Source organism: Microbacterium sp. STRO-1N (genome assembly GCF_057748015.1).
This window is the reverse complement of record NZ_CM173234.1, coordinates 3,027,264-3,048,000: the sequence shown is the minus strand read 5'-3', so window position 1 is coordinate 3,048,000 and position 20,737 is coordinate 3,027,264. Positions and strand designations below refer to the sequence as shown.

Below are 20,737 nucleotides of genomic sequence, written 5' to 3'. Positions count from 1 at the left end.
GGTTCTCAGCGCGAACGTGGCCGAGATGGCCGCAGTGCCCGCATCACAAGTTGCGCGTCCATTCCGTGGTCGAGCGCGGCCAAGGCGTCGACTTCCTCGATGGGCAGGTAAGTGATTTTCTGCTGTGCGCCCTGGAAGACCCCGTGCACGACGTCAACGACCAGGTCGGAGACGTCTGGGGGCAGTTCCCTAGATCCCAGCTCACGCATCATCGCCAGATAACTGAGGTAGTAGCCCTTCGCCGAGCGGAAGTCATCGAGCCCCGTGATCGTCGAACCGGGACGAATGCGACGTGCGTAGAAGTCCAGTCGGACATGGGCAACATGATCCGCGTGCAGAAGCAAGGAGAACGTGTACGGGTTGTCCTGGTGCACGATGCCCGGAACGAACCTGGTGCCGACATCGCGAACGAACTCAGTACGTGCGAGATACAGCCCCACATGTGGGCGGTAGTCTCGCCGGTGGCGCATATCCGCGATCATCTGGACGCCGGATCGCGCGTCCCGATACTCCTGTGACCGCTGGTAATAGGTCGCGTACCGTTCCCACGTCGAGTTCGCGACCTCGCCGTCGCGGAACGCGAAGGAGTCGAAGAGCAGAAGGTCCAAGTTCGCGGAATCCATGTGGGCGACCAACTCTGACAGCCGATCGCCTTGCCAGAAGTCATCGCTGTCGAGGTAGATCACATACCGGCCGGCCGCCTCATCCAAACCTCTGTTGCGGCCGACCGATTGACCGCTGTTGGACTGCGTGATGATGCGCACGCGCTCATCCTTCTCCGCGATGTGCTGAAGAATGTTCGCCGACCCGTCCGTGGAGCCATCGTCCACGCAGATGAGTTCCAGCGTGACTCCGGTCTGCGCGAGAACGCTGAACAAGCAATCCTCGAGCCATGCCTCCGAGTTGTAGACCGGAATCACAACACTCACGTCGGGAGAGTCGACGAGTGGCATAGGCGTCCACGAGCGAACCGGGTGCGGTGTGGGAACACTCTCACCCATCGCAGCAGATGTCGCCGCGCCAGCACGGGATTTGATGGCTCGGGACGAACGACCCTGGGCGGACTTGAGAGCGCGTGGCAGCCAGGTGGCGGCACGCCCGATTCGGTACGAAGGCGACGTCTCGAGGTGTCGCAACCGCGTCACGGCGGCGTCTCGCTGTCGACGCGCGATCGCAAGCTCTTCTGCGAAATCCCGCTTGTCGTGGGGGGTCTCGTTGCCAGTCATTCTCCCGCAATCTCACATGGGTGCACGGACAACGTACAGTACGTCACCTGTTCGGGTGGGTCGGTCCAGACCCGTAAGATCGAGCATATGATTCGCTCGGGGGATGCTGCGACTGCGCGGCGCTGGCACACTAACGACTTCCTGGTTCGACTCGCGAATGGTGAGGAGCCGACGTCGTCAGCCGCGGATGTTCCGGCTTGGGCTTCGACGGACACCGCATCCAGCGCCGGAGCCTCCTTTGGACTCCCTTCTCTCTCGCTCATCGCCAGTGATGCACCGCGCCATGAGCAGCTGTCCGTGTTGCGCAACGACGCCTGGGAGGACCGGACACTGGAGGTGTTCGGGGCCCGGACACGCTCGCGGTGGGCGCTCGACGTGCTCGTCGGCAGGGCCACGCACTTCGGCCATGACTGGGCATCTTTGCGCGCAGCGGCTCTCGCGGGCACGACCGCGGATGGCAAGCGTCGATCGCCTCTTGATTCCATCTCGGTCAACAAGTTGTTCGCGATCGTCGAGACCCTCCACGAACGCGGGATCGATCGCGAGGCGGAGAAGGCTCTTCTTGGCGTGATCGCCGAGAGGTTCATCAACGGGGAATCTCTGGGCAAGGGGCACCAGAGTTCCTTGGCGGTGCTTCTGGTCCAGAACGGCTTGATCGATCAAGCGCGACTGGCCTCGCCTCTGTTTATGAAGGACACCTGGCTGACGCACGCGGTTGCGGTTCAGTTGGAGCACCCTGGGCTAGGGGGCGCGATCGACACGATGCTGGCACGTATGAACGAGCCCTATCGCCGGTTGGCCATCGAGAGCATTGAGCTGGACGGCCTTGAGCCGTCGTTCGCCGGTCTTCGTGCCTCGGCCCAAACTCAGGCTAATGATGGGGCTCTGGTCAGCGTCGCGGTGATCTACGACCGTGCTGACGAAGCGCTGTTCACCTCGGTGCGGTCGATCCTCGCGCAGACATACCAGAATTGGGAACTGCTGCTTGTGGGCGCATCGCCGAGTGCTGCGCTCAAGAAGTTCGCCGCGTCCGATGCACGCATTCGTCTTGTCTCCGTCGTCAAGTCTGCAGACCCGCGATCCTTGCGCAACGAAGCGCTTCAGGCCGCGACGGGTGACTACTTCACATTGCAAGGTGCAGCCTCGTGGGCTCATCCCCACAGGCTTGAGGCTCAGGTCTACGATCTGGTGGCGAACCCGTCGCGAATCGCGAACACCGTGCACGGGCTTACGGTATCCGAGCGTCTTGATTTCGTCACCAGCGTTGGCGCCGCGTTGACCATGTCCGACTCGACGCTCCTGTTCCGTCGGAGCACGGCACTTGAGTTGGTCGGTTACTTCGATGGTTCCAGCCCCATCATCGACATCGAGTACCGGACCAGGCTCGAGACGGCCAGCAAGACCATGGTCGAAGCGCTCGTTCCCGGTGCACCGCTCGTCTTCGACCTCGAATCGGAAACGAACGCACCAAGCACCGGCGTATGGCAGCCGTCCGCGAAACTGGCTGCGCTTTCGGCGGAAAGTTACCGTGTGAAACTCATCGAGGCGGGTGACCTGGATCCGCGTGTGGAGATTTCAGGACCGCGAGCCGCCGTCAATGGCACCTCGGACGCTCAGTTCGACATCATCGTGGTGCTCGATGGGCGAGAGCTCTCGACCCGTCGCATTTTCCTGCGGGCCGTCGTGGCGGAGGTTCGTGCCGCCCGTGAAGCGGGGAAGAGCGTCGCTCTCGTGCAGTCGTACTCGATGCTCGGTCCGCGAGCGAACGCGAAATTCCCGACTGATCTTCAGCGTCTGATCAACAGAGGCGACGTCACGCTTCTCGCCGATGATGCTGACGCCCATGCTACGACTGTGATCGTCCGGCATGCTGGCGCCGCACAAGGACACCCGGCGGAGAAGCGAGCGATCACTGCGGACCGTGTGGTCGTGGTCGAAGACGCGCGCGCCGGAGACGAACGTGGCCGCACGATCGCAAGCTCGGACGTCATCGGAACAGTCAGCGCGTGGTTCGGACAGGCGCCGGACTGGGCGATTGCGCTCCCGGAGATGCCCGTAGCTGTGGTCAGCGCTGTGGCGTTCGACGCCTCAGGCATCCGAATGATGATCTCCGATTCGTCACCCGAGCGGATCCGACGAGTCCGGGCGATCAATGGCGAGACGAGCGTCACGTTCACCCCGACCGTCGTCTCGTCAGATCTCGTCGCTGCGGCCGAGCCGTCCGGCGAGCTGGTTGCGGGTGAGTGGAAAGTTGTCGTTGAGGTCGATGCTGGCGGCGGCAACCTGGTTGAGCAAGCATGCCCGATCTCGCCGGACGTCGTCGTGTGGAACAGCCAGGACAACGTGGCAGTTCGAGTCGCGAAGGGCGAGGTGCTCCGGCTGCTCCCTGACCGCTCTGCCGACGATGCGTTGAGCAGCGTCGAGTTCAGCCGAAAGTACTTGGCCGCCACGGTGGCTGAGGCGAAGGTCGACCAAGGGCGCTTCGTTCTCGCGATAGACGGCAAGAACGCTTCGCCGCTCACGGGCGTGTACGCGCTGCGTGAAGTCGACGGAGGTGTCGTCCGCCGCCGCGACTTCACAGCTGCGACGGAATCAGGTCAGAAGACCTGGCGACGTACGCTGGCGAAGTTCGCTGGCTCGCGCTGGCGCCTGTTCGGCAGCTTCCAGACCCCGCTCGGGCGAGTGGAGTTCCCCCTTAGGCTCGACGCAACCGCAACGACCTCGGGAACCCGCGACTGGCAGCCACAGGTTCTGTCGGGTGGCCGAATTTACATTGCGCCACCGGTTCCTGGACGAATCGCGTCTGTCGGCCAGCGGGTTTCGAAGGCGGCTCAGGGAGCGGTCATCGAGCCCGCGTGGAAGGCTCTGCGCACGATCGCGCCGCGCGGTGGCTCGAGGGACCGGATCGTGTTCGGGCCTCAGCACGCAGGATCGCGGTTGACGAGCCCGCCGACGGTGTCGATGGTCATGCCCGTCTACAACGTCGAGCCCTTCCTTGAGGTCGCCATTACCTCGGTGCTCGACCAGGACTTCTCCGATCTCGAACTGATCATCGTCGACGACGCGTCGACAGACAACGGACGCGCGATCATCGAGAAGTACTGGAAGAAGGACAAGCGCGTCCGGGTCTTCGGGCTCGACCACAACACGCTCGGCGGAGCAGGGATCCCGAGCAACGTTGGAATCCGCGCCGCAATCGGCACTTACGTCGCGTTCGCGGACAGCGACGATCACGTCACGCGGGACGGGCTCGAGCTACTCGTCGCGAGCGCGCAGAGCAATAAGGCGGACCTCGCAATTGGTGACTTCCGCACCTTCACGGCGGAGGACGCCACGGGAACGGAGTCGTACGACCGTGCGGTGTGGGCCGACCTCCCTGTGGGAGAAGTGATTTCCGCGGCCAGCAACCCCGACCTGTTCCGGCTCTCGCCGGTCCCGTGGCGCAAGCTGTATCGGCGCGCGTTCCTGCAGGAGCACGACATCCTCTATCCCGAGGGCGACTATTTCTACGAGGACAACCCGCTGCACTGGTTCGTGCTGTCCCGGGCCGAGCGCGTGGTGCTGTGCGACATCGTCGTGAGTTTCCACCGCATGGAGCGCGAGGGCCAGACGATGAGCGCCCAGACGTATAAGCTCGGCGCGTTCGTGAATCACGCGAACACGACCATGCGTTTCCTGGACGGCGCAAAGGGCGCGAACCGCACGGCGCTTTTCGAGGCGTTCATCGGCTACCTCGATCGCACCCACTGGACAGCAACGCGACAGACCCAGCCGGTCGCATCGGCGCTCGTCAAGCGCGGCTTCGGCGAGGTGTATCGCAAGTCCGTCGCGGCCGCTCCCGGCGTGAAGCTCTCGCCGCGCACTAAGACGAAGATCGCCGAAGACCAGGCGGCGTATCCGGACGTCGACCTCACGATCGTCATTCCGGTGTTTAACAACGCCGATCTCGTCGGAGGGACCATCGATTCGCTGCTCACCCTGCGCGGCATCAGCTTCAACGTGCTGCTCGTCGATGACGGGTCCACGGACGACTCGCTGGCGGTCATGCAGGGCTACGAGTCGCGCCACCCCAACGTGCACGTGTTCGCCCAGGGGAACCGCGGCGCTGGCCGTGCAAGGAACTCGGTGATCCCACTTGCCACGGGTCGCTACACTTATTTCCTCGACGCGGACGATCATGTGGACAGTCGCTCGCTCGCGGCCGCTGTACGGCATGCTGATGCCACCTCGGCCGATCTCGTCTTCGTGAAGTACCGGATCGACTACGTCGACGAGGGTCGGACTAGGGGCATGTTCGACGCCGACCGAGATCTGTGGAAGCAGGCGAAATCGGCAAAGGCCGGGCCGGAGAAGGAGAACCTGGCAGCCAGGTTGATCAATTATCCGTGGAACCGGATCATCCGCACGACGCTGCTGCACGACGCGAACATCTTCTTCGGCGCAACCGTCGTCCACAACGACGTCCTGTTCCACTGGCACAGTATCGTGAGCGCGAGCACGATCGAGTTCTTCGACGCTGAGGTTTGCGTGCACAAGAAGTTCGCGGAGCGCCAACAGGTGACGAATGTGAACGACGGGCGACGCATGGCGGTGCTCGAGGCGCTGAGAGACACGCATTCGCGCATCTCTCATCTGGACCACTACAGAGATGTACGTGAGGAATGGCAGAAGTTCGCGGCACATTTGCTGACGTGGGCACAGGACCGTATCCCTGCCGAATTGCAGAGCGAGTACGCGCGGAGGCGGGCCCAGCTCACAGCCTCGTTCGAGCAGAACTGAGACGATTTCGCCCCGGTGCAGAGATGCACCGGGGCGATTCATTTCTGCGCGTCGCTATCGGGCGCGCAACCAGCCCTTTGCCCGGTGTGCCAGCGGACGCAGCCCGGGGACTTTCTGGAGTGCCTGCCTGCCGAGCGGCGCAGCCCAGGCCCACAGGCGAATGCCCAGTTCCGCCGGCGCAGCGGACGGGCGTGCCGAAGCGCTCGAATGGGAACGGGCGGCGTAGAAGGCGAACAGTCCCAGCAGCACCCGAGCATCGTCCGTCGCGGGGGATGGCGAGAGCTCCCGCGATGGTGAACCGTTCAACAGGTCGACGTACAGGCCCGTGTAATCGCGATCGAGCACGCGCCTGACGCTGATGACCGAGGCTCGCGAGAGCTGGAGATACGTCTCCCGTGTACCGGTCCAGCGGATGATCTGGCGGGCCAACCCGCTGGCGTCGCCCTGCGGCACCGACACAATGCCGTCATTGTCCTGAACGAGAGTGAGCCAGGGCAGGTCATACATGAACACGGGGAGACCACGCGCCTGAGCCTCGGCGATCGTCAACTGATATCCCTCGATCAGGCTCGTCGTCACAAAGGCATCCGCGGCATCGATTTCGGCCTCGAGACGCGCACCGCGCAGAGGGCCGATCGCGACGACGGCGTCAGCGACGCCGCGTTGTCGTGCTCGGGCGTTGAACTTCCGCGCAGTGACATCGTCCCAGTCGGGGCCGATCACGGTGATTGAGAATGACGCGCCCTGTGCGCGCAATTGGGCGCCGACTTCGATCAGCTCGTACACCTGCTTCGTCCGCTGCTCCAGACGGCCCCACCACACCAGGCGGATCCTCTCGCCGGGCGGCTGCTTCTCGGGCGCGTGCGAGAAGCTGTCGAGCAGCAGAGGCGACGGGGGATTCGGCGCGAACGAGACGTGATCGATTCCGCGAAGCCGGAAATAAGCGACGTCGAGCGGGGAGAGGACCGTGATGTGCGCGAGCGTGTTGGCGCATGCCTCAATCAGTTCGAGTCGATCAGTGCCGTCGAGCACCGGCCGCGCGACGAAATTGTGAATCCACCCGATCGTCAACGCGCCTTCCGCGCGGGCGGCGAGGGCGAACTCAGGCCAGTACTGCGTGTACAGGATCTGGTGGTCGATGACCACGTCGATGTCGTGATCTCGGCAGATCGCCCGCCATTCCGCAAGTCTGCCGAGCAAATCACGAGCGGTGAGCTCGACAAACTCGACGCCTGCCGGAACCGCAGGAGTCTCGCTTCCCGCACTTCGCGCGACGACCGTCACGTGATAGCCGGCGTCGGTGAGGTATCGAGCCTGAGACGTGAGGACGGCCGAAACGCCGCCGGTGCGAAGATTCGACGTCGCCAGCAGAACGTTCCGCACAGGCCTCGTGCCCAGAAACGGACGCGGCATGTGGAACTTCAGTGTCTTCAGCGTCACAGGATAGAAGCGTGCTGCTGCGCGGATGATGTCGTCCGCTGGAGCGAGAGACATGAGATGGGCCAGCGCCATGTCGAGCAAATCCGCGTCGCTGCGTTCGACGAGTTGGAAGCAGACGTAACCGATGATCGACGACCGGGTCGACTCGTATGATGCCCTGAGCAATTCGGCGTCACTATGCGCAGTCGCGAGGTCGTCGACAGCACCGCGAATGCTGTCGATCGATCGGATCGCTGATGCATAGAACTCGGCGCGCGCGGGGGAGTCTACGCGGTGGCCGCTGCCGCCGCGCCCGAAATGGTAACGGTAGAGCTTGTCGCTCGTGGAGACGTACCCCTGGGCCAGTCCGGCGACCAGGAACATCAACGGCAGGTCGTTGATGCGTGGAAGCTCGAGGTCTTCCGGCAGCATCGCGTACGCCGAACTCAGCACGCTCGTGCGGAAGAGGTATCTCCACAGCTGCCCCTGAGCGGGTTTGTCGATGGGGAACAGGCCACGCAGAACGTCATCACCGCGCAGCTCGTCGTGGATCGGCTGCAGACGCCGCTCGTAGGCATTGCCCGTGCGACCGTCGCTTTCCACGATGGTCACACCGAAACCAACCAGGTCAGCATCGCTGGAGTCGGCCAGTGCCAGCGCCGTCTGTGCGGCAGCAGGGACCAGCTCGTCGTCGCCGTCGAGGAAGAGCAGGTGTTCGGCCCGTGCGGCGCGCACACCTGTGCGACGAGCCTGGAACGCGGAGGCGTTCTTCTCATGACGGATGAGGCGCACGCGCTCGTCTTGCGCGACGAAGCGCTCGATGATTGCGTCGGTGCCGTCGGTGGACGCATCGTCGACACAGACGATCTCCACGCCGTGGAGCGTCTGAGCGAGCGCGCTCTCGAGTGCGAGCGCGATCGTCGCCGCATCATTGAAAACCGGCATCACGATAGATACAAGCGGCGCAGTCATCGCTCTGACTTTACTCGCTCGGGCACGTGCGACCCGCCAGTAGGCTGGAGGAATGAAGATCGCCATCGCCGGGACCGGATACGTCGGCCTGTCCAATGCCGTCATCCTCGCCCAGCACCACGAGGTGTTCGCCGTCGACATCGACCCCTCGAAGATCGAGCTCCTCAGTCAGCGGGTCTCGCCGATCGCTGATATCGAGCTCGAGGACTACCTCACCACACGTGAGCTCAATCTCACGCCGACGCTCGATGTCGACGAGGCGTACCGCGATGCGGAGTTTGTTGTCATCGCGACGCCGACGAACTACGACGAGGTCACGAACTATTTCGATACGTCGTCGGTCGAAGGAGTGATCGAAACGGTGCTCGCGGTCAATCCGGACGCGGCGATCGTGGTCAAGTCCACCGTGCCCGTCGGATTCACCGCCCGGATGAATGCGGAGTACCCGCGCGCGACGATCATCTTCTCGCCGGAGTTCCTGCGGGAGGGGCGCGCGCTGTATGACAACCTGCACCCGTCGCGAATCGTCGTGGGCGATCGGGGCCCGGTCGGTCAGCGTTTCGCCGAGTTGCTGCTCGAGGGGGCGATCGCCACCGACGTCCCCGTGCTGCTGACGGATGCGACCGAGGCAGAGGCGATCAAGCTCTTCGCCAACACCTATCTGGCGCTGCGCGTGGCGTACTTCAACGAGCTCGACACCTACGCGGCCGTGCATGGGCTTGACACCAAACAGATCATCGAGGGCGTCGGACTCGACCCGCGGATCGGGTCGCACTACAACAACCCCTCGTTCGGATATGGCGGATACTGCCTGCCGAAGGACACCAAGCAGCTGCTCGCCAACTACTCCGAGGTGCCGCAGAACCTCATCGCAGCCATCGTCGATGCCAACAGCACGCGAAAGGACTTCGTCGCCTCCGACATCCTCGCTCGACAGCCTCAGACCGTCGGCGTCTACCGGCTTGTGATGAAGTCGGGGTCGGACAACTTCCGTGCCTCGTCGATCCAGGGGATCATGAAGCGCATCAAGGCGAAGGGGATCGAGGTCGTTGTCTACGAGCCGTCGCTCGAGGAGGACGAGTTCTTCCACTCCGAGGTCATCAGCGACCTCGACGAGTTCAAGGCCCGTTCGGATGTCATCATCGCGAACCGCTCCACCGACGTGCTCGACGACGTCGCGGACAAGATCTACACCCGCGACATCTACGGCCGCGACTGAATCAGTCTGCGGAAGTGACTCGACACGGTGGGGTAATATCTTCCGATATGCCCGCCAGAGTGCGGGCGTATCGTGCGTCAGGGCAGAAAGACAGAGGATTCCGAATGGGAGCGATGGCTGCGCCTCCCGCGATCGCGGGCCTGACAGAGCTCGGGACGCGGCCTCCGCTCGGCGCGTACCTGGCCGAGACCTGGCGCATGCGCGCATTCGCGCTGCGGCTGGCAGGCAGCCGCATGATCGCCAGCCTCTTGCCCAACAGGCTGGGTGTGCTCTGGATCGTTCTGAAGCCGCTGTCGCTCGCCATCATCTACGGAACGATCTTCCATTTCATTCTGTCTGGAGCCGCTCGGCCTGCGAACTTCGTGCAATACGTCATTGTCGGCGTGTTCGTCTTCGAGTTCTTCACTGGATGCTTCGGTGCGGGATCGAAATCGATCACTGGCAATGCCAAGCTCGTGCAGAGCTTCGGATTCCCCCGCATTCTGCTTCCTATCTCGGTGGTTGCGGAACAGGCAATGCGGATGATCCCAGTCGTCCTGTTGCTGGGTATTCTTTTGCTCATCTTCGGCGAGCCGATCACCTGGTCGTGGTTGCTCATCTTCCCGATCTTCGCCGTGATGGGGGTGTTCAACCTCGGCCTCGCTCTCGTCGTCGCCCGAATTTCCGTGCGCACGCGGGACATCCAACAACTGATTCCGATCATGAATCGTGTGCTGTTCTACGCCAGTGGGATCTTCTTCAACATCGACGGTGCTCTCGCCGACTTCCCGACTCTCCTCACGATCGCGCACCTGGTTCCGACATACGAGTTCATTTCGCTCGCTCGAGACGTGCTGCTGGATGGGTACTCGGCCCCGTTGGTCGCATGGATCGCGGCTCCGATCTGGGCGCTCGTAATGATCGTCAGCGGTCTGATCTTCTTTTGGCGTGCCGAGGCGAGGTACGGCCTCAGTGAGTGAGCTCCTTCTTCCCAGCGAGACACGAGAATCGATTGACGGCGTCGGTCGTCCGATGATCGTCGCTGACAACGTGCATGTGAACTATCGCGTGTACGCGTCGGGGAAACGGGTGAACGCGAGCGACTCGTCATTCAGCCTGCGTGCTATCCGGGGTGGCCGGGATTTGAAGACCATCCCTGCACTGCGTGGTGTGTCCTTTACGGCGCGAGAGGGCGAGTCGATCGGTGTCGTCGGGCACAACGGATCCGGCAAATCGACACTCTTCAAAGCCATGACGGGACTCATCCCCCCCTCCGAGGGGCATATCCTCGCCCGGGATCGTCCAGTTCTGCTCGGAGTGAACGCTGCCCTCGTGCCGGAGCTCTCGGGCGAGAACAACATCCGGCTCGGTCTTCTGGCGATGGGGTTCAGTCCAGAGGAAGCGGCGGCGCAGGTCGATGAGATCGCCGAGTTCGCGGAGCTCAACGATTTCATCTATCACCCGATGCGCACCTATTCATCCGGTATGGCAGCGCGACTGCGGTTCGCGATCGCGTCGGCGAAGGCGCACTCGATCCTGCTCGTCGATGAGGCGCTCGCGGTGGGAGATCGGCGTTTCCGGACCAAGAGTGAGAAGCGCATCAACGAGCTGCGTGCCAGCGCGGGCCTCGTGATGATCGTCAGTCACTCCGCAGGTTCCCTCCGGGAAACGTGCGAGCGCGTGCTGTGGGTGCACAAGGGCGAGCTGATCGCAGACGGCCCCAGCGGCGACGTCATCAAGGAGTACCTCGCCTGGACCAAGAAGCCGGGGGCCGGTGCGGTCGGGGCTGCCGCGGCTACAAAGCCTCAGTCGAAGAACACCCCAGTCGCTGTGGGCTTTGAAACGCGCGCGGAGGCGGGCGAGCAGACACCAATCGCTCCCGCTGCAAGTGTCCTGCCGGCGACGGCGATCGCGTCAGAGACCACCGAAACACCCCGTGCCCTCGCCCGCCGCGAGCGGCATCGTCGAATCGAACAGCGCCAGCGGAAGCGCAGCTTCCTGCTCATGGCGCTCACGGGTGTCGCAATCCTCCTCGCGGTCGCCGCCGGAGCGATCATCGGAACGCTCGCGAGCGCCGGTGCGCCGGCCGACACCACGCCTTCAACTGAGCCGGAGCCAGCGGAGACGTCGGCACCCGCCGCGGACCCGGTGATCACGAGCTTCACCGCCAATGCCACCACGGTCGCGTGCGAGGTGGACGAAGGCGAAGTGCAGGTGCTGCTGAGCTGGGACATCGAGAACGCGAAGAGCGTAGCTGTCGCCTCGGGCGGTACCCAGGTCGACGCGATCGACTTCCCACTGGCCGCAGCACTGCCGGACAACATCACCGACCGCGCTGTTCCCTTCGACTGCACGCAGGAAGCGGTCGTGTACACGGTGACCGCCGAGAACGAAGACGGCGTCAGGGTCAGCGCTCCCTATATGGTCACGCGGGTGCTCCCGCCCGAGCCCGAGGAGCCTGAGGAGCCGAGGGGCGACGGGAACTCGGGCGACGAGGACACGCCTCCGCAGGAGCCCGAACCTGCGCCTGGAGCCGACGCGGGTGCTGATGCGGGTGCCGAGGCGGACGCAGGCGTTGATGCCGGTGCTGGAGCTGACGCCTCAGGTGCTGGCGCTGAGGCCGATGCGTCAGGCGCCGGGGCAGAAGCTGATGCCTCGGGTGCTGGTGCTGAGGCCGATGCGTCGGGCGCGGACGCGGGTGCCGCCGCCACCGCCGACGCCGGCGTCGACCCACTACCTGATCCGACGGCCACACCCTGAACATGCGCCGCCGGAACTCACTCTCATCCAGAGCGCCGCGCGCCACCACGACCTTCGTCTCTCTCACCGGCCCCGCGGGCAACATCGGCGATGCGCTCATCCGCCGCGAAACACTCGACTGGGCGTCGGGCACGAGCGACGAACTCGTCGCCTACGTCGGAGATGCTCCCGATGTCTGGCTGACCCAGCTCGGTCTCCCGAACGACGCCATCGTTCTTCGCTCCAAGAAGGCCGTGCCGCGCTGGCTCTGGTTCATCCTCACCGCGCCGCGGCATCCTGTGCTCGTGTTCGAAGCGGGCGAGATCCCGCTCGACCGGGGCAACGGTCTCAGGGAACTGATCTTCCTCGCCGAGACGATCATCGTTCGACTCAAGAGGGGCGTCGTCGTCCGCCCGCCACGGGGCATCCGCGCGCCATCGCAGCCAGCCCTCAGCATCCATCGCCTGGCAGCCCGCCTATCGCAGGTGACGCTGTGGCGCGACGCGACCACACTCGCGACCGCGCGGACGGGACGCCTCGCGCCCGACATCGGATTCTCCGCCGGCGTCCGCCCCGGACGCACCTGGAACGAGCGCACCGACCTGCTGGTGAGCCTGCGCGGCACGCGCCCCCTGCCGGACGCCCAATGGGTCAGCACGGTGCGCGAGAGTGCGGAGCGCGCCGGCCTCAGCATCCGCACCATCGTCCAGGTGAGAGAAGACGAGGACCGAGCCCGCGAACTCGCCGAGATGCTCGGCGGCACGTTCGAGCCGTGGGGCGAGACGGATCCGCTCGAGCAGGAGGAGCGCCTCCGCGAGCGCTACGACGCAGCGCGGCTCGTCATCAGCGATCGGATGCACGTGCTCGTGCTCGCGGCGCTCAGCGGCGCTGTTCCCATCGAGCTCGTGCCGCAGCCGACGGGCAAGATCACGAAGGCCTTCGCGGCGATCGGGCTGGACGGAGTCTCCTTCGACGCGACCATGACCGATCCGGCGCGTCTGCGCGAAGCCCTCGATGCGACGCCGGAACGCGCCGACGAGGTCACCGACCGGGTGCGCGCCGCGGAGGCGTCGCTCACCGGCATCCAGCAGCAGATCCGCGCCGGAGTCCGCAGGACGCGCGCATGACCGGCGCCCGTATCCTCTTCCTCTCGCACAGCCATCCGTTCGGCGCGTTCCGTGTGGGCAGCCATCACTACGCCCGTGTGCTCGCCGAGCGCGGGGCCGATGTCGTGCACCTGAGCACTCCGATCTCGCTGGCGCACCGGGTGACCGGACGCGTCAGCCGGCAGGATCTCGCCGCCGTGCCGCGCGGCCCGCGGCGCGACGCGAGCGGCGTGCGGAACATCGTCCCGCGCACGATGCTGCCCGCGCCCGTCGGAGCACCGAGGGTGGCGCGGATGCTGGAACGCGCCGGCATCCCCACCGGATTCGACGCGGTGCTCATCGACCAGCCACTGCTGTGGGACTCCTCGGTGCGGTCGCTCTCGGACACGGTGATCTATCGGCCGACCGATCTGTACCCGGACGGGGTCAAGCATCGTCTGCAGCAGCAGATTCTGGATGCCGTAGACGGCGTGATCGCGACCTCCGACGAGGTGCTGCGGGGGCTGGGTGTCGTGGGCGTGCCGTCGCTGGTGCTGAGCAACGGGGCCGACGTCGCGCGCTTCTCGGCGCCGGTCGATGCGGACGGGGAGCGGGCGGCGCGGTGCGTCTACGTCGGTGCCCTCGACGACCGGTTCGACTGGGTGCGTGTCGCCGGCTGGGCGCGTGCTTTCGCTGACGTCGAGTTCGTGATCGGCGGGCCGGATGGTCGGCCGCCGCAACCGCTGCCTTCGAACGTCTCGCTTGTCGGGGCCGTGCCCTATGACGACGTCCCGGCGCTCCTGCACACGGCACGGGTCGGCCTGCTGCCTCTGTCCGACCACCCGCTCAACGCCGGTCGCAGCCCGATGAAGCTGTACGAGTACCTTGCGGCCGGGCTGAGTGTCGTCGCGCGGGAGACGCCGGGTATCCGAGAGTGCTCCGACCTGGGCATCGAGATCTACACCGGTGCCGGCGACGCGGACGCTGCGCTCGAGCGTGCGCTGCGGCATCCATCGCCGAACGAGGCGGGGGAACGGGCCGCAGCCGACGCATCGTGGGAGCGCAAGACGGATGCGCTGGAGGAGTTCCTTCGAGTGGTTCGAGGTCGGGCCGAGTAGTCGCCCGCCTCAGCCGAGCATCCGCGCGATCGTCTCCGAGACGACCGCCGCCGTGCGACCCCAGTCGTACCCCTCTGGCGGATCGACGCGTCGCGCGGAAGACACCGCGCCGGTCAGCGCATCAGCCCATTCGTGCGCGTCGTGAGAAGACGAGACCGCCCAGCCGCGCTCGCCGACGATCTCCGCGACCGCCTCGCATCCCGCCCAGTGGACGACAGGAACCCCGCACCGGATCGACTCGAGAGCGGGCAGTCCGAACCCTTCCAGCGTCGACGGCATCACGGTCGCTGAGGCACCGCGGTAGAGCCCGGCGAGCTGCTCGTCGTCGACGCCGCTCACCCAGCGCACCCTGGCATCCACGCCGCGCTGCGTTGCACGAGCACTCAGCTCGGCGATCTCGCGCTCTGGGACGACGGCCACCAGGCGCACGTCGCGCGCGGTGACCAGTGCATCGAGCACCGTGTCGAGGTTCTTGTGGGTACGCCCGTTGCCGACGAACAGGACGTACGGATCGGAGGCATCCAGGGCATCAGGGCCGGGTCGGAAGGCCTCCGAGCATCCGTTTCCCGCGTTGACGATCTCCACCCTGTCGTCCTTCACCCACGCCCGCAGCGCCCTGGCGGAGGTCTCCGACACGGTGAGCACGACGCCGGCCCTGCGGACCACAGAGCGGACCGGTCCCGCGTAATAGGCCGCGAACTTCCAGCGGGAAAGCCCTGGCGCCTGCAGCTGGATCAGGTCGTGCAGCGTGAGCAGCTGCCGCCTGGCGCGCACGAGCGCTCCATAGCCGGGCGAGTACACCACGGCATCCTCAGCGGCCGCCCTGCCCGCCGGGCGGAACGCGTCGACCGGACCGTGCGGCGAGCCGTCGAGCCCGAGGGGCTCCCACGGCACGGTCAGCCGGGGGAGGACCTCCGCGGCGTACCGGCCGATGCCGTGCGCGCCGCGGTAGCGGTCATCCACCAGGACGCGCGTCATGCGCCCGCTCCGTCGACCGACTCGTTCACCCACGCGCGGACGCGCTCGGCGAAGACCTCTTCCGAGAACTGCATTCCCTGCGTCCGGCAGTCCTCGGCCGAGGCTCCGGATGCCGTCTCCACGGCCCTGCGCAGCTCATCGTGCGACCAGTGCTCGACCAGCGCACCGGTGCGGCCGTGCACGATCGTTTCGGCGGTGCCGCCGAGTGCGTTGGCGATGACGGGGCGTCCCGCCGCCATCGCCTCCACCGGGACGATGCCGAAATCCTCCACCGCGGGGAAGACCAGAGCGAGGCAGCGCTGCAGCAGCGCGCGGTACAGCTCCTGACCGGGGGAGCGGATGAAACGGACCCGGCCGGGGGCGCGTTCCTCGGCGAAGGCGCGCAGGCGCTCCTCATCGGGGCCGGCGCCGGCCAGCACCACCGGCACATCGGCGGCGAGGCCGGCCTCGATCGCGAGATCCAGCCTCTTATAGGGGATGAACCGCGAGAAGCCGAGAAGGAACGTATCGGGCAGTCCATCCAGAGTCTCCTGGTCGCGCTCGTCCAGCTTCGGCATGCGGAGGAAGCCGGCTACGTCGACCGGCGGGTGGATCACCGTGCTCTCGCGACGCCATGCGTCGGCGATGCGCTGCTGGACGAACACGCTGTTCGCGGCGATCGCGACCGGTTCCTGCGCTCGCCGTCGGTCGATCCGCTTCAGGGGCGCCGCGATCGCGCGCGCAGGAAGCGAATTGCCTCGGCCGTCCAGTTCTGGTGTCCAGATGTACCGGGCGGGGGTGTGCGCGTAGACGAGCTTGGGTGCGTGCCGCGCGGCGCCGCCGAAGCGAGCATGGTGCGCGAAGAGGTGAGAGCTGGTGAGGATCCACTCGGCATCCACGTTCGGAAGGGTCCGCCAGGCGAGGGGCATCAGCGGGAGCGCTGCGGCCTTGTGTCCGCGCAGCGGCGTGCGGGCGAGCCACGTCTCGCCGTCGACCGTGAACCGGCCGTCGCTGTCGTTCCAGAGGCAGTAGCGCGCGGCATCCGGGAAGATCCGCGTCAGCGACTCGAAGACGTTCTCTGACCCGCCTCTCGGGGCGAGCCATTCGTGCACCAGCACGCCGCTCACGGCACAGGCCTTGCACGAAGAAGCATGCATCGAGTCTAGGGACGTTCGACAGAGCACCCGACTCCGTGGTCTGTCAGCTTGATGCCGGTAGGTTTGAGGTGACCACCCGGGGGAAAGGACACGATGGCTCTGCGCTTGACGAAGAAGACCACGATCATCATCGCGAGCGCGGCGGCCGTGCTCCTGGCCGGCGGAAGCATCGCGACGGCCGCTGTGATCATGTCCCAGCAGCCGGAACCTCAGGCGACCGGGACGTCGGATCCGACGCCCGAACCCGTCGTCACCACCCCGCCGCCCGAGCCGCTGGCCGAGGTGCCCGTCACGAACGTCGCACGCGCATCGATCGACGGCTGGACGCTCGCCGACCGTACCGTGGTTGCCGCGGTTCTTCCGGAGGTCGGCGACGCCGCCACCGGTGCCGTCTCGCTGCGGGTGGATGCTCCGGCCGACGATCCGGACATCATCGCCGCGTCCGCGCCCGTCGCCCTCACCCCCGAGACCGAGTACACCCTCCGCCTGTCCGCGCGCGTGCTGGCCGAAGAGAAGACCGAGACCGGCGTCCGCCTGGACGTCGCCGGCCAGAGCTTCGCTCTTCCCGAGTTGGACGCGGACTGGGAGACGATCGAGTTCCCGTTCACGACTCCGGCCGATCAGGCGGCCGAGTCGTCGATCGACATCGCGCTCTCCGGTGCCGTGCGCGGCCTCGGAGTCGATGACGTCTCGATCACGGCGAGCACCGGGGACGAATTCGTCCCCAACGGGTCGTTCGAGGCCGTGCAGACGCCAACGGGAATCGTCAACGATTCGCTCATCATGACCGACAAGACGGCTGTGCTGGCCGTCTCCCTGCCAGAAGGGCCCGTGCAGTGGAGTGCGGCCTCCACCTCCGGTGGCGACCCGATCACGGGCGAGGTCAGCGTCAGCGGAGCTCTGGCGGCACTGCCTCTGACCGGTGTGACGCAGGGGCACTACAGTGTTGCGATCAGCGATGCGTCCGGCCGGACGATCGAGACGAACGTCGCCGTGGTCGACAACGGCACCTTCCACCTGGCACAGGACGCGCGCTTCGGAGTCTCCTCTCACGTCGAGAAGGAGCCCTTCGCCGGCACCGGAACCCTTGCCGCCGCACTCGGCTTCGCCGAGGTGCGCAACGACATCTCCTGGGAGCGCAACGAGAAGACCCGCGGCCAGTACGACTGGGACGAGAACTACGTGCGCGAGTTCTCGCGCATGCATGCCAACGACGTGAAGCTGCTGGGCCTCGTCGTCTACGGCAACCGGCTCTACGGGACCCGGCGCGCGCCCTCCGGCGACGAGTCGATCCAGGCCTACGGCGCCTATGCGAAGGCCGTCGCCGACCGCTTCGACCTGGTCGGCCTCGAGGTGCTCAACGAGTTCAACCACCGCGAGACCGATGTCCCCTGCGGGCAGGGGCCCGCGTGCTACATGCCGATCGCACAGTCCGCCTGGGACCACGTCAAGCCGGCGTACCCGGACCTCCCGATCGTCACGGGCTCGACCGCGCTGTACGACCGCGACTGGTTCGTCGGCTTCTGGCAGGCCGGCGGGATGCCGGTGACCGACGCGGCGAGCTACCACCCCTACGAGTCCTGGATCGATCGCAACGCCGATCTGATCGCCGGCACGGTGCAGCAGTCCTACGCCGACATGAAGGAAGTCACCGGCGAGACGCGGCCGGTGTGGGTCACCGAGATGGGCTTCCCCACGCACCATGACGGCGTCACCGCTCTCGAGCAGGGGCAGATGATGGTGCGCAACGAGACCCTGGCCTTCGCGAACGGCGTCGAGAAGTACTTCTGGTACGACCTCGTCAACGACACCCCCGATCCTGTGGCAGGAGAGGCGAACTTCGGCCTCTACGAGAACGGACCGCGCGCGAACGTCGTCGCGCTGGCACCGAAGCCCGGTGCCTTCGCGCAGGCCCTGATGATCGCGCAGCTCAACGGCAAGGATTTCGCGATCGAGGAGTCCGACGACACGAGCACGGTGGCGGTGTTCGGAACAGGCGCCGGCGAGACCCGCGTCGCGTGGGCGAAGGGCGCCGAGACGCAGCGCGCCTTCGCGTCGGATGTCCCGCTGGCGGTGACTGACATGTCGGGGCGCACCGAACTGGTCCAGCCGGTCGACGGCGAGGTCGCACTGATGCTTGGGGCATCGCCCGTCTTCATCACGGCGCCGGTGGAGGCTGAGGCGGAGGAGCCCACCGAGAAGGCCACGGACAAGCCGACCGAGAAGCCGACGGAGAAGCCCGAGGACTGAGTCCTCCAGGCATCCCCCAGAGTGGTCGCCGGTAGAATGCTCCGGTTCCCTCCCGTACGAAAGGTAAGTCGTCCATGAGCGCTGAGAGCAGGCGAGCGCAACGCAGCGACGAGCAGAGCACCGAGAAGAAGCCGGACAAGGTCGTTCGACGGCGTCGCGTCTGGCTGATCATCACGCTCGTCGTCATCGCGCTCCTTCTCGCGGTGTGCTGGGTCGGACTGCGTGCCATCACCGTGAAGGACGGGCTGACCAAGAGCCAGGAGCTCATCAGCGACATCCAGAACGGGGGAGACGTCGACAAGGCGCTCCCCGAACTGTCGGAGAATGCCGCGAGTGCGGGCGCCGCGGCATCCGACCCGGTCTGGTGGCTCATGGAGTGGGTCCCCGTGGTGGGCGACAACCTCAGGGGGGTGCGCCTCGCGGCGCAGTCCCTCGACGCGCTCGTCAACGGCGTGGCGCTGCCCGTGATGGGCGATGAGAGCGACACCGACCCGGTCACGGTGCGGCTGCTCAAGGCATCCGAGGATGAGGGCGACCACATCACTCAGCTCGCGGACGGGCTGGATGCCGTGTCGAAGTCTCCCTTCCTCATCTCCGTCGTGCGCGACGGCGTCGACCAGGTCGACGAAGTGATGTCGGCGGCGGCTCCGATGATCAGCATGATGCCGACGCTGCTCGGCGGGGACGGCGAACGCAACTACCTGCTCGTGTTCCAGAACAACGCCGAATCGCTCGCCCTCGGGGGCAGCGCGGCGGCGCAGACGCTCGTCAAGGTCGACAAGGGCGTGATCTCGATGGGTGCGCAGGGCGACAGCGGCAGCTACCAGAACGGCACCGCCGTGGACGTTCCCGTCCCGGACAGCGCCATTCAGCTGTACACGAGCTATCTCGTCGATCACATCAACACCAGCACGAGCCGCCCTGATTTCCCGACCGCGGCGCAGATCCTGCGCGCATGGTGGCAGCGCGACATCGCCCCCGACGAGGTCGCCGGCGTGATCTCGATCGACCCGCTCGCGCTGCAGCGGATCCTCGTCGCGACCGGCCCGATCGAGCTGGAGTCCGGTGAGACGCTCTCCTCGGACAACGCCGTCTCGGTGCTGCTGAGCGAGGTCTACGGGCGCTGGGACTCCTACAAGGAGCCCGAACTCGTCGACGGATTCTTCGCCGACACGGCCGCGGCCATCTTCGACACGATCGCCGCCGGCGACTTCGACATCAAGGACATGATGTGGGCGATCACGGAGAGCGCGTCGCAGGGGAGCGTTCTCGTCTGGGGCGATGACAAGAAGGTCGCCGACGCGATCGACGGAACCAAGATGAGCGGCATCCTGCCCGCGCACAACAAGGACGTCACCGCGGTCGGCGTCTACTTCAACAACAGCAACGGTTCGAAGATCGACTACTTCACCGAGACGGCGACCACGGCGACGGCCGTCTGCGAAGGAGACACGGCGACGTTCACCGCCACCGGGTCGCTCACTCTGCCGCTGACCCAGCGACAGGCCGAGGCGCTGCCCCGCTACGTGCAGAGCATGACCTTCGGCGCGCGCTTCCGCGATTGGATCTTCGTCTACGGCCCTCCGGGTACGACGCTGTCGGACGCGACCTTCAACGGCGACGAGGTCTCGGTGATGCACCGTGACATCGATGATCTCGGACGACCGGTCGTCGCCTTCGAAGCGTGGTTCGATCCGGGAGACACGGTCGACGTCACCGCGACGTTCGTCGGAGCATCCGGCGACTACGGCCCTCTCGAGATGCGGACGAACCCGATGGTCAACGGCGCGAAGCCGGTCGTCACCGACAACTGCGGGTGAGGGCGCCTTCCCAAGGA

Annotated in this window: 12 protein-coding genes; 8 read left to right on the top strand and 4 right to left on the bottom strand. The window is 65.9% G+C overall.

Going from position 1 to position 20,737, the window contains the following annotated elements:
- Positions 1–5: 5 nt before the first annotated feature.
- Positions 6–929: a glycosyltransferase family 2 protein gene (locus tag AC3ANJ_RS14925; protein WP_488316962.1), complete on the bottom strand. Its 924-nt coding sequence runs from the start codon at positions 927–929 to the stop codon at positions 6–8.
- 594 nt (positions 930–1,523) lie between these two features.
- Between AC3ANJ_RS14925 and AC3ANJ_RS14920 the strand changes: the two genes are divergently transcribed.
- Positions 1,524–6,005 carry a glycosyltransferase family 2 protein gene (locus tag AC3ANJ_RS14920; protein ID WP_488316961.1) on the top strand — a complete coding sequence of 1,494 codons (4,482 nt, stop codon included), beginning with the start codon at positions 1,524–1,526 and terminating at the stop codon, positions 6,003–6,005.
- Between the two features lie 54 nt (positions 6,006–6,059).
- Here AC3ANJ_RS14920 and AC3ANJ_RS14915 read toward each other — a convergent pair whose 3' ends face one another.
- Complete coding sequence (locus tag AC3ANJ_RS14915; protein ID WP_488316960.1) at positions 6,060–8,396, bottom strand: glycosyltransferase; 2,337 nt, start codon at positions 8,394–8,396, stop codon at positions 6,060–6,062.
- Between the two features lie 52 nt (positions 8,397–8,448).
- Between AC3ANJ_RS14915 and AC3ANJ_RS14910 the strand changes: the two genes are divergently transcribed.
- The 5 genes from AC3ANJ_RS14910 to AC3ANJ_RS14890 all read left to right on the top strand — a co-directional run bounded on the left by AC3ANJ_RS14910 (position 8,449) and on the right by AC3ANJ_RS14890 (position 14,536).
- Complete coding sequence (locus tag AC3ANJ_RS14910; RefSeq protein ID WP_488316959.1) at positions 8,449–9,615, top strand: nucleotide sugar dehydrogenase; 1,167 nt, start codon at positions 8,449–8,451, stop codon at positions 9,613–9,615.
- 104 nt (positions 9,616–9,719) lie between these two features.
- Positions 9,720–10,574 carry an ABC transporter permease gene (locus AC3ANJ_RS14905; protein WP_488316958.1) on the top strand — a complete coding sequence of 285 codons (855 nt, stop codon included), beginning with the start codon at positions 9,720–9,722 and terminating at the stop codon, positions 10,572–10,574.
- A gap of 52 nt (positions 10,575–10,626) precedes the next feature.
- Positions 10,627–12,354, top strand: coding sequence for an ATP-binding cassette domain-containing protein (locus AC3ANJ_RS14900; protein ID WP_488316957.1), 1,728 nt, complete (start codon positions 10,627–10,629; stop codon positions 12,352–12,354).
- 2 nt (positions 12,355–12,356) lie between these two features.
- Positions 12,357–13,460: a hypothetical protein gene (locus AC3ANJ_RS14895; RefSeq protein ID WP_488316956.1), complete on the top strand. Its 1,104-nt coding sequence runs from the start codon at positions 12,357–12,359 to the stop codon at positions 13,458–13,460.
- Complete coding sequence (locus tag AC3ANJ_RS14890; RefSeq protein ID WP_488316955.1) at positions 13,457–14,536, top strand: glycosyltransferase; 1,080 nt, start codon at positions 13,457–13,459, stop codon at positions 14,534–14,536. Before AC3ANJ_RS14895 ends, AC3ANJ_RS14890 begins: the two co-directional genes overlap by 4 nt.
- Before the next feature lie 9 nt (positions 14,537–14,545).
- Here AC3ANJ_RS14890 and AC3ANJ_RS14885 read toward each other — a convergent pair whose 3' ends face one another.
- Both AC3ANJ_RS14885 and AC3ANJ_RS14880 read right to left on the bottom strand, forming a co-directional pair.
- Positions 14,546–15,514 carry a glycosyltransferase family 4 protein gene (locus tag AC3ANJ_RS14885; protein WP_488316954.1) on the bottom strand — a complete coding sequence of 323 codons (969 nt, stop codon included), beginning with the start codon at positions 15,512–15,514 and terminating at the stop codon, positions 14,546–14,548.
- Complete coding sequence (locus AC3ANJ_RS14880; protein ID WP_488316953.1) at positions 15,511–16,620, bottom strand: glycosyltransferase; 1,110 nt, start codon at positions 16,618–16,620, stop codon at positions 15,511–15,513. The genes AC3ANJ_RS14885 and AC3ANJ_RS14880 overlap by 4 nt, the downstream gene beginning before the upstream one ends.
- 123 nt (positions 16,621–16,743) lie before the next feature.
- Between AC3ANJ_RS14880 and AC3ANJ_RS14875 the strand changes: the two genes are divergently transcribed.
- Positions 16,744–18,900 carry a glycoside hydrolase 5 family protein gene (locus AC3ANJ_RS14875; RefSeq protein ID WP_488316952.1) on the top strand — a complete coding sequence of 719 codons (2,157 nt, stop codon included), beginning with the start codon at positions 16,744–16,746 and terminating at the stop codon, positions 18,898–18,900.
- A gap of 74 nt (positions 18,901–18,974) precedes the next feature.
- Positions 18,975–20,720: a DUF4012 domain-containing protein gene (locus AC3ANJ_RS14870; RefSeq protein WP_488316951.1), complete on the top strand. Its 1,746-nt coding sequence runs from the start codon at positions 18,975–18,977 to the stop codon at positions 20,718–20,720.
- The last annotated feature ends 17 nt before the right edge of the window (positions 20,721–20,737 follow it).

What these genes read in the sequence shown, in the direction of transcription:
- AC3ANJ_RS14915 (WP_488316960.1), bottom strand. Translation starts at nt 8,396, where the DNA reads ATGACTGCGCCGCTTGTATCTATCGTGATGCCGGTTTTCAATGATGCG.
- AC3ANJ_RS14875 (WP_488316952.1), top strand. Translation starts at nt 16,744, where the DNA reads ATGGCTCTGCGCTTGACGAAGAAGACCACGATCATCATCGCGAGCGCG.
- AC3ANJ_RS14870 (WP_488316951.1), top strand. Translation starts at nt 18,975, where the DNA reads ATGAGCGCTGAGAGCAGGCGAGCGCAACGCAGCGACGAGCAGAGCACC.
- AC3ANJ_RS14885 (WP_488316954.1), bottom strand. Translation starts at nt 15,514, where the DNA reads ATGACGCGCGTCCTGGTGGATGACCGCTACCGCGGCGCGCACGGCATC.
- AC3ANJ_RS14910 (WP_488316959.1), top strand. Translation starts at nt 8,449, where the DNA reads ATGAAGATCGCCATCGCCGGGACCGGATACGTCGGCCTGTCCAATGCC.
- AC3ANJ_RS14900 (WP_488316957.1), top strand. Translation starts at nt 10,627, where the DNA reads ATGATCGTCGCTGACAACGTGCATGTGAACTATCGCGTGTACGCGTCG.
- AC3ANJ_RS14895 (WP_488316956.1), top strand. Translation starts at nt 12,357, where the DNA reads ATGCGCCGCCGGAACTCACTCTCATCCAGAGCGCCGCGCGCCACCACG.
- AC3ANJ_RS14905 (WP_488316958.1), top strand. Translation starts at nt 9,720, where the DNA reads ATGGGAGCGATGGCTGCGCCTCCCGCGATCGCGGGCCTGACAGAGCTC.
- AC3ANJ_RS14890 (WP_488316955.1), top strand. Translation starts at nt 13,457, where the DNA reads ATGACCGGCGCCCGTATCCTCTTCCTCTCGCACAGCCATCCGTTCGGC.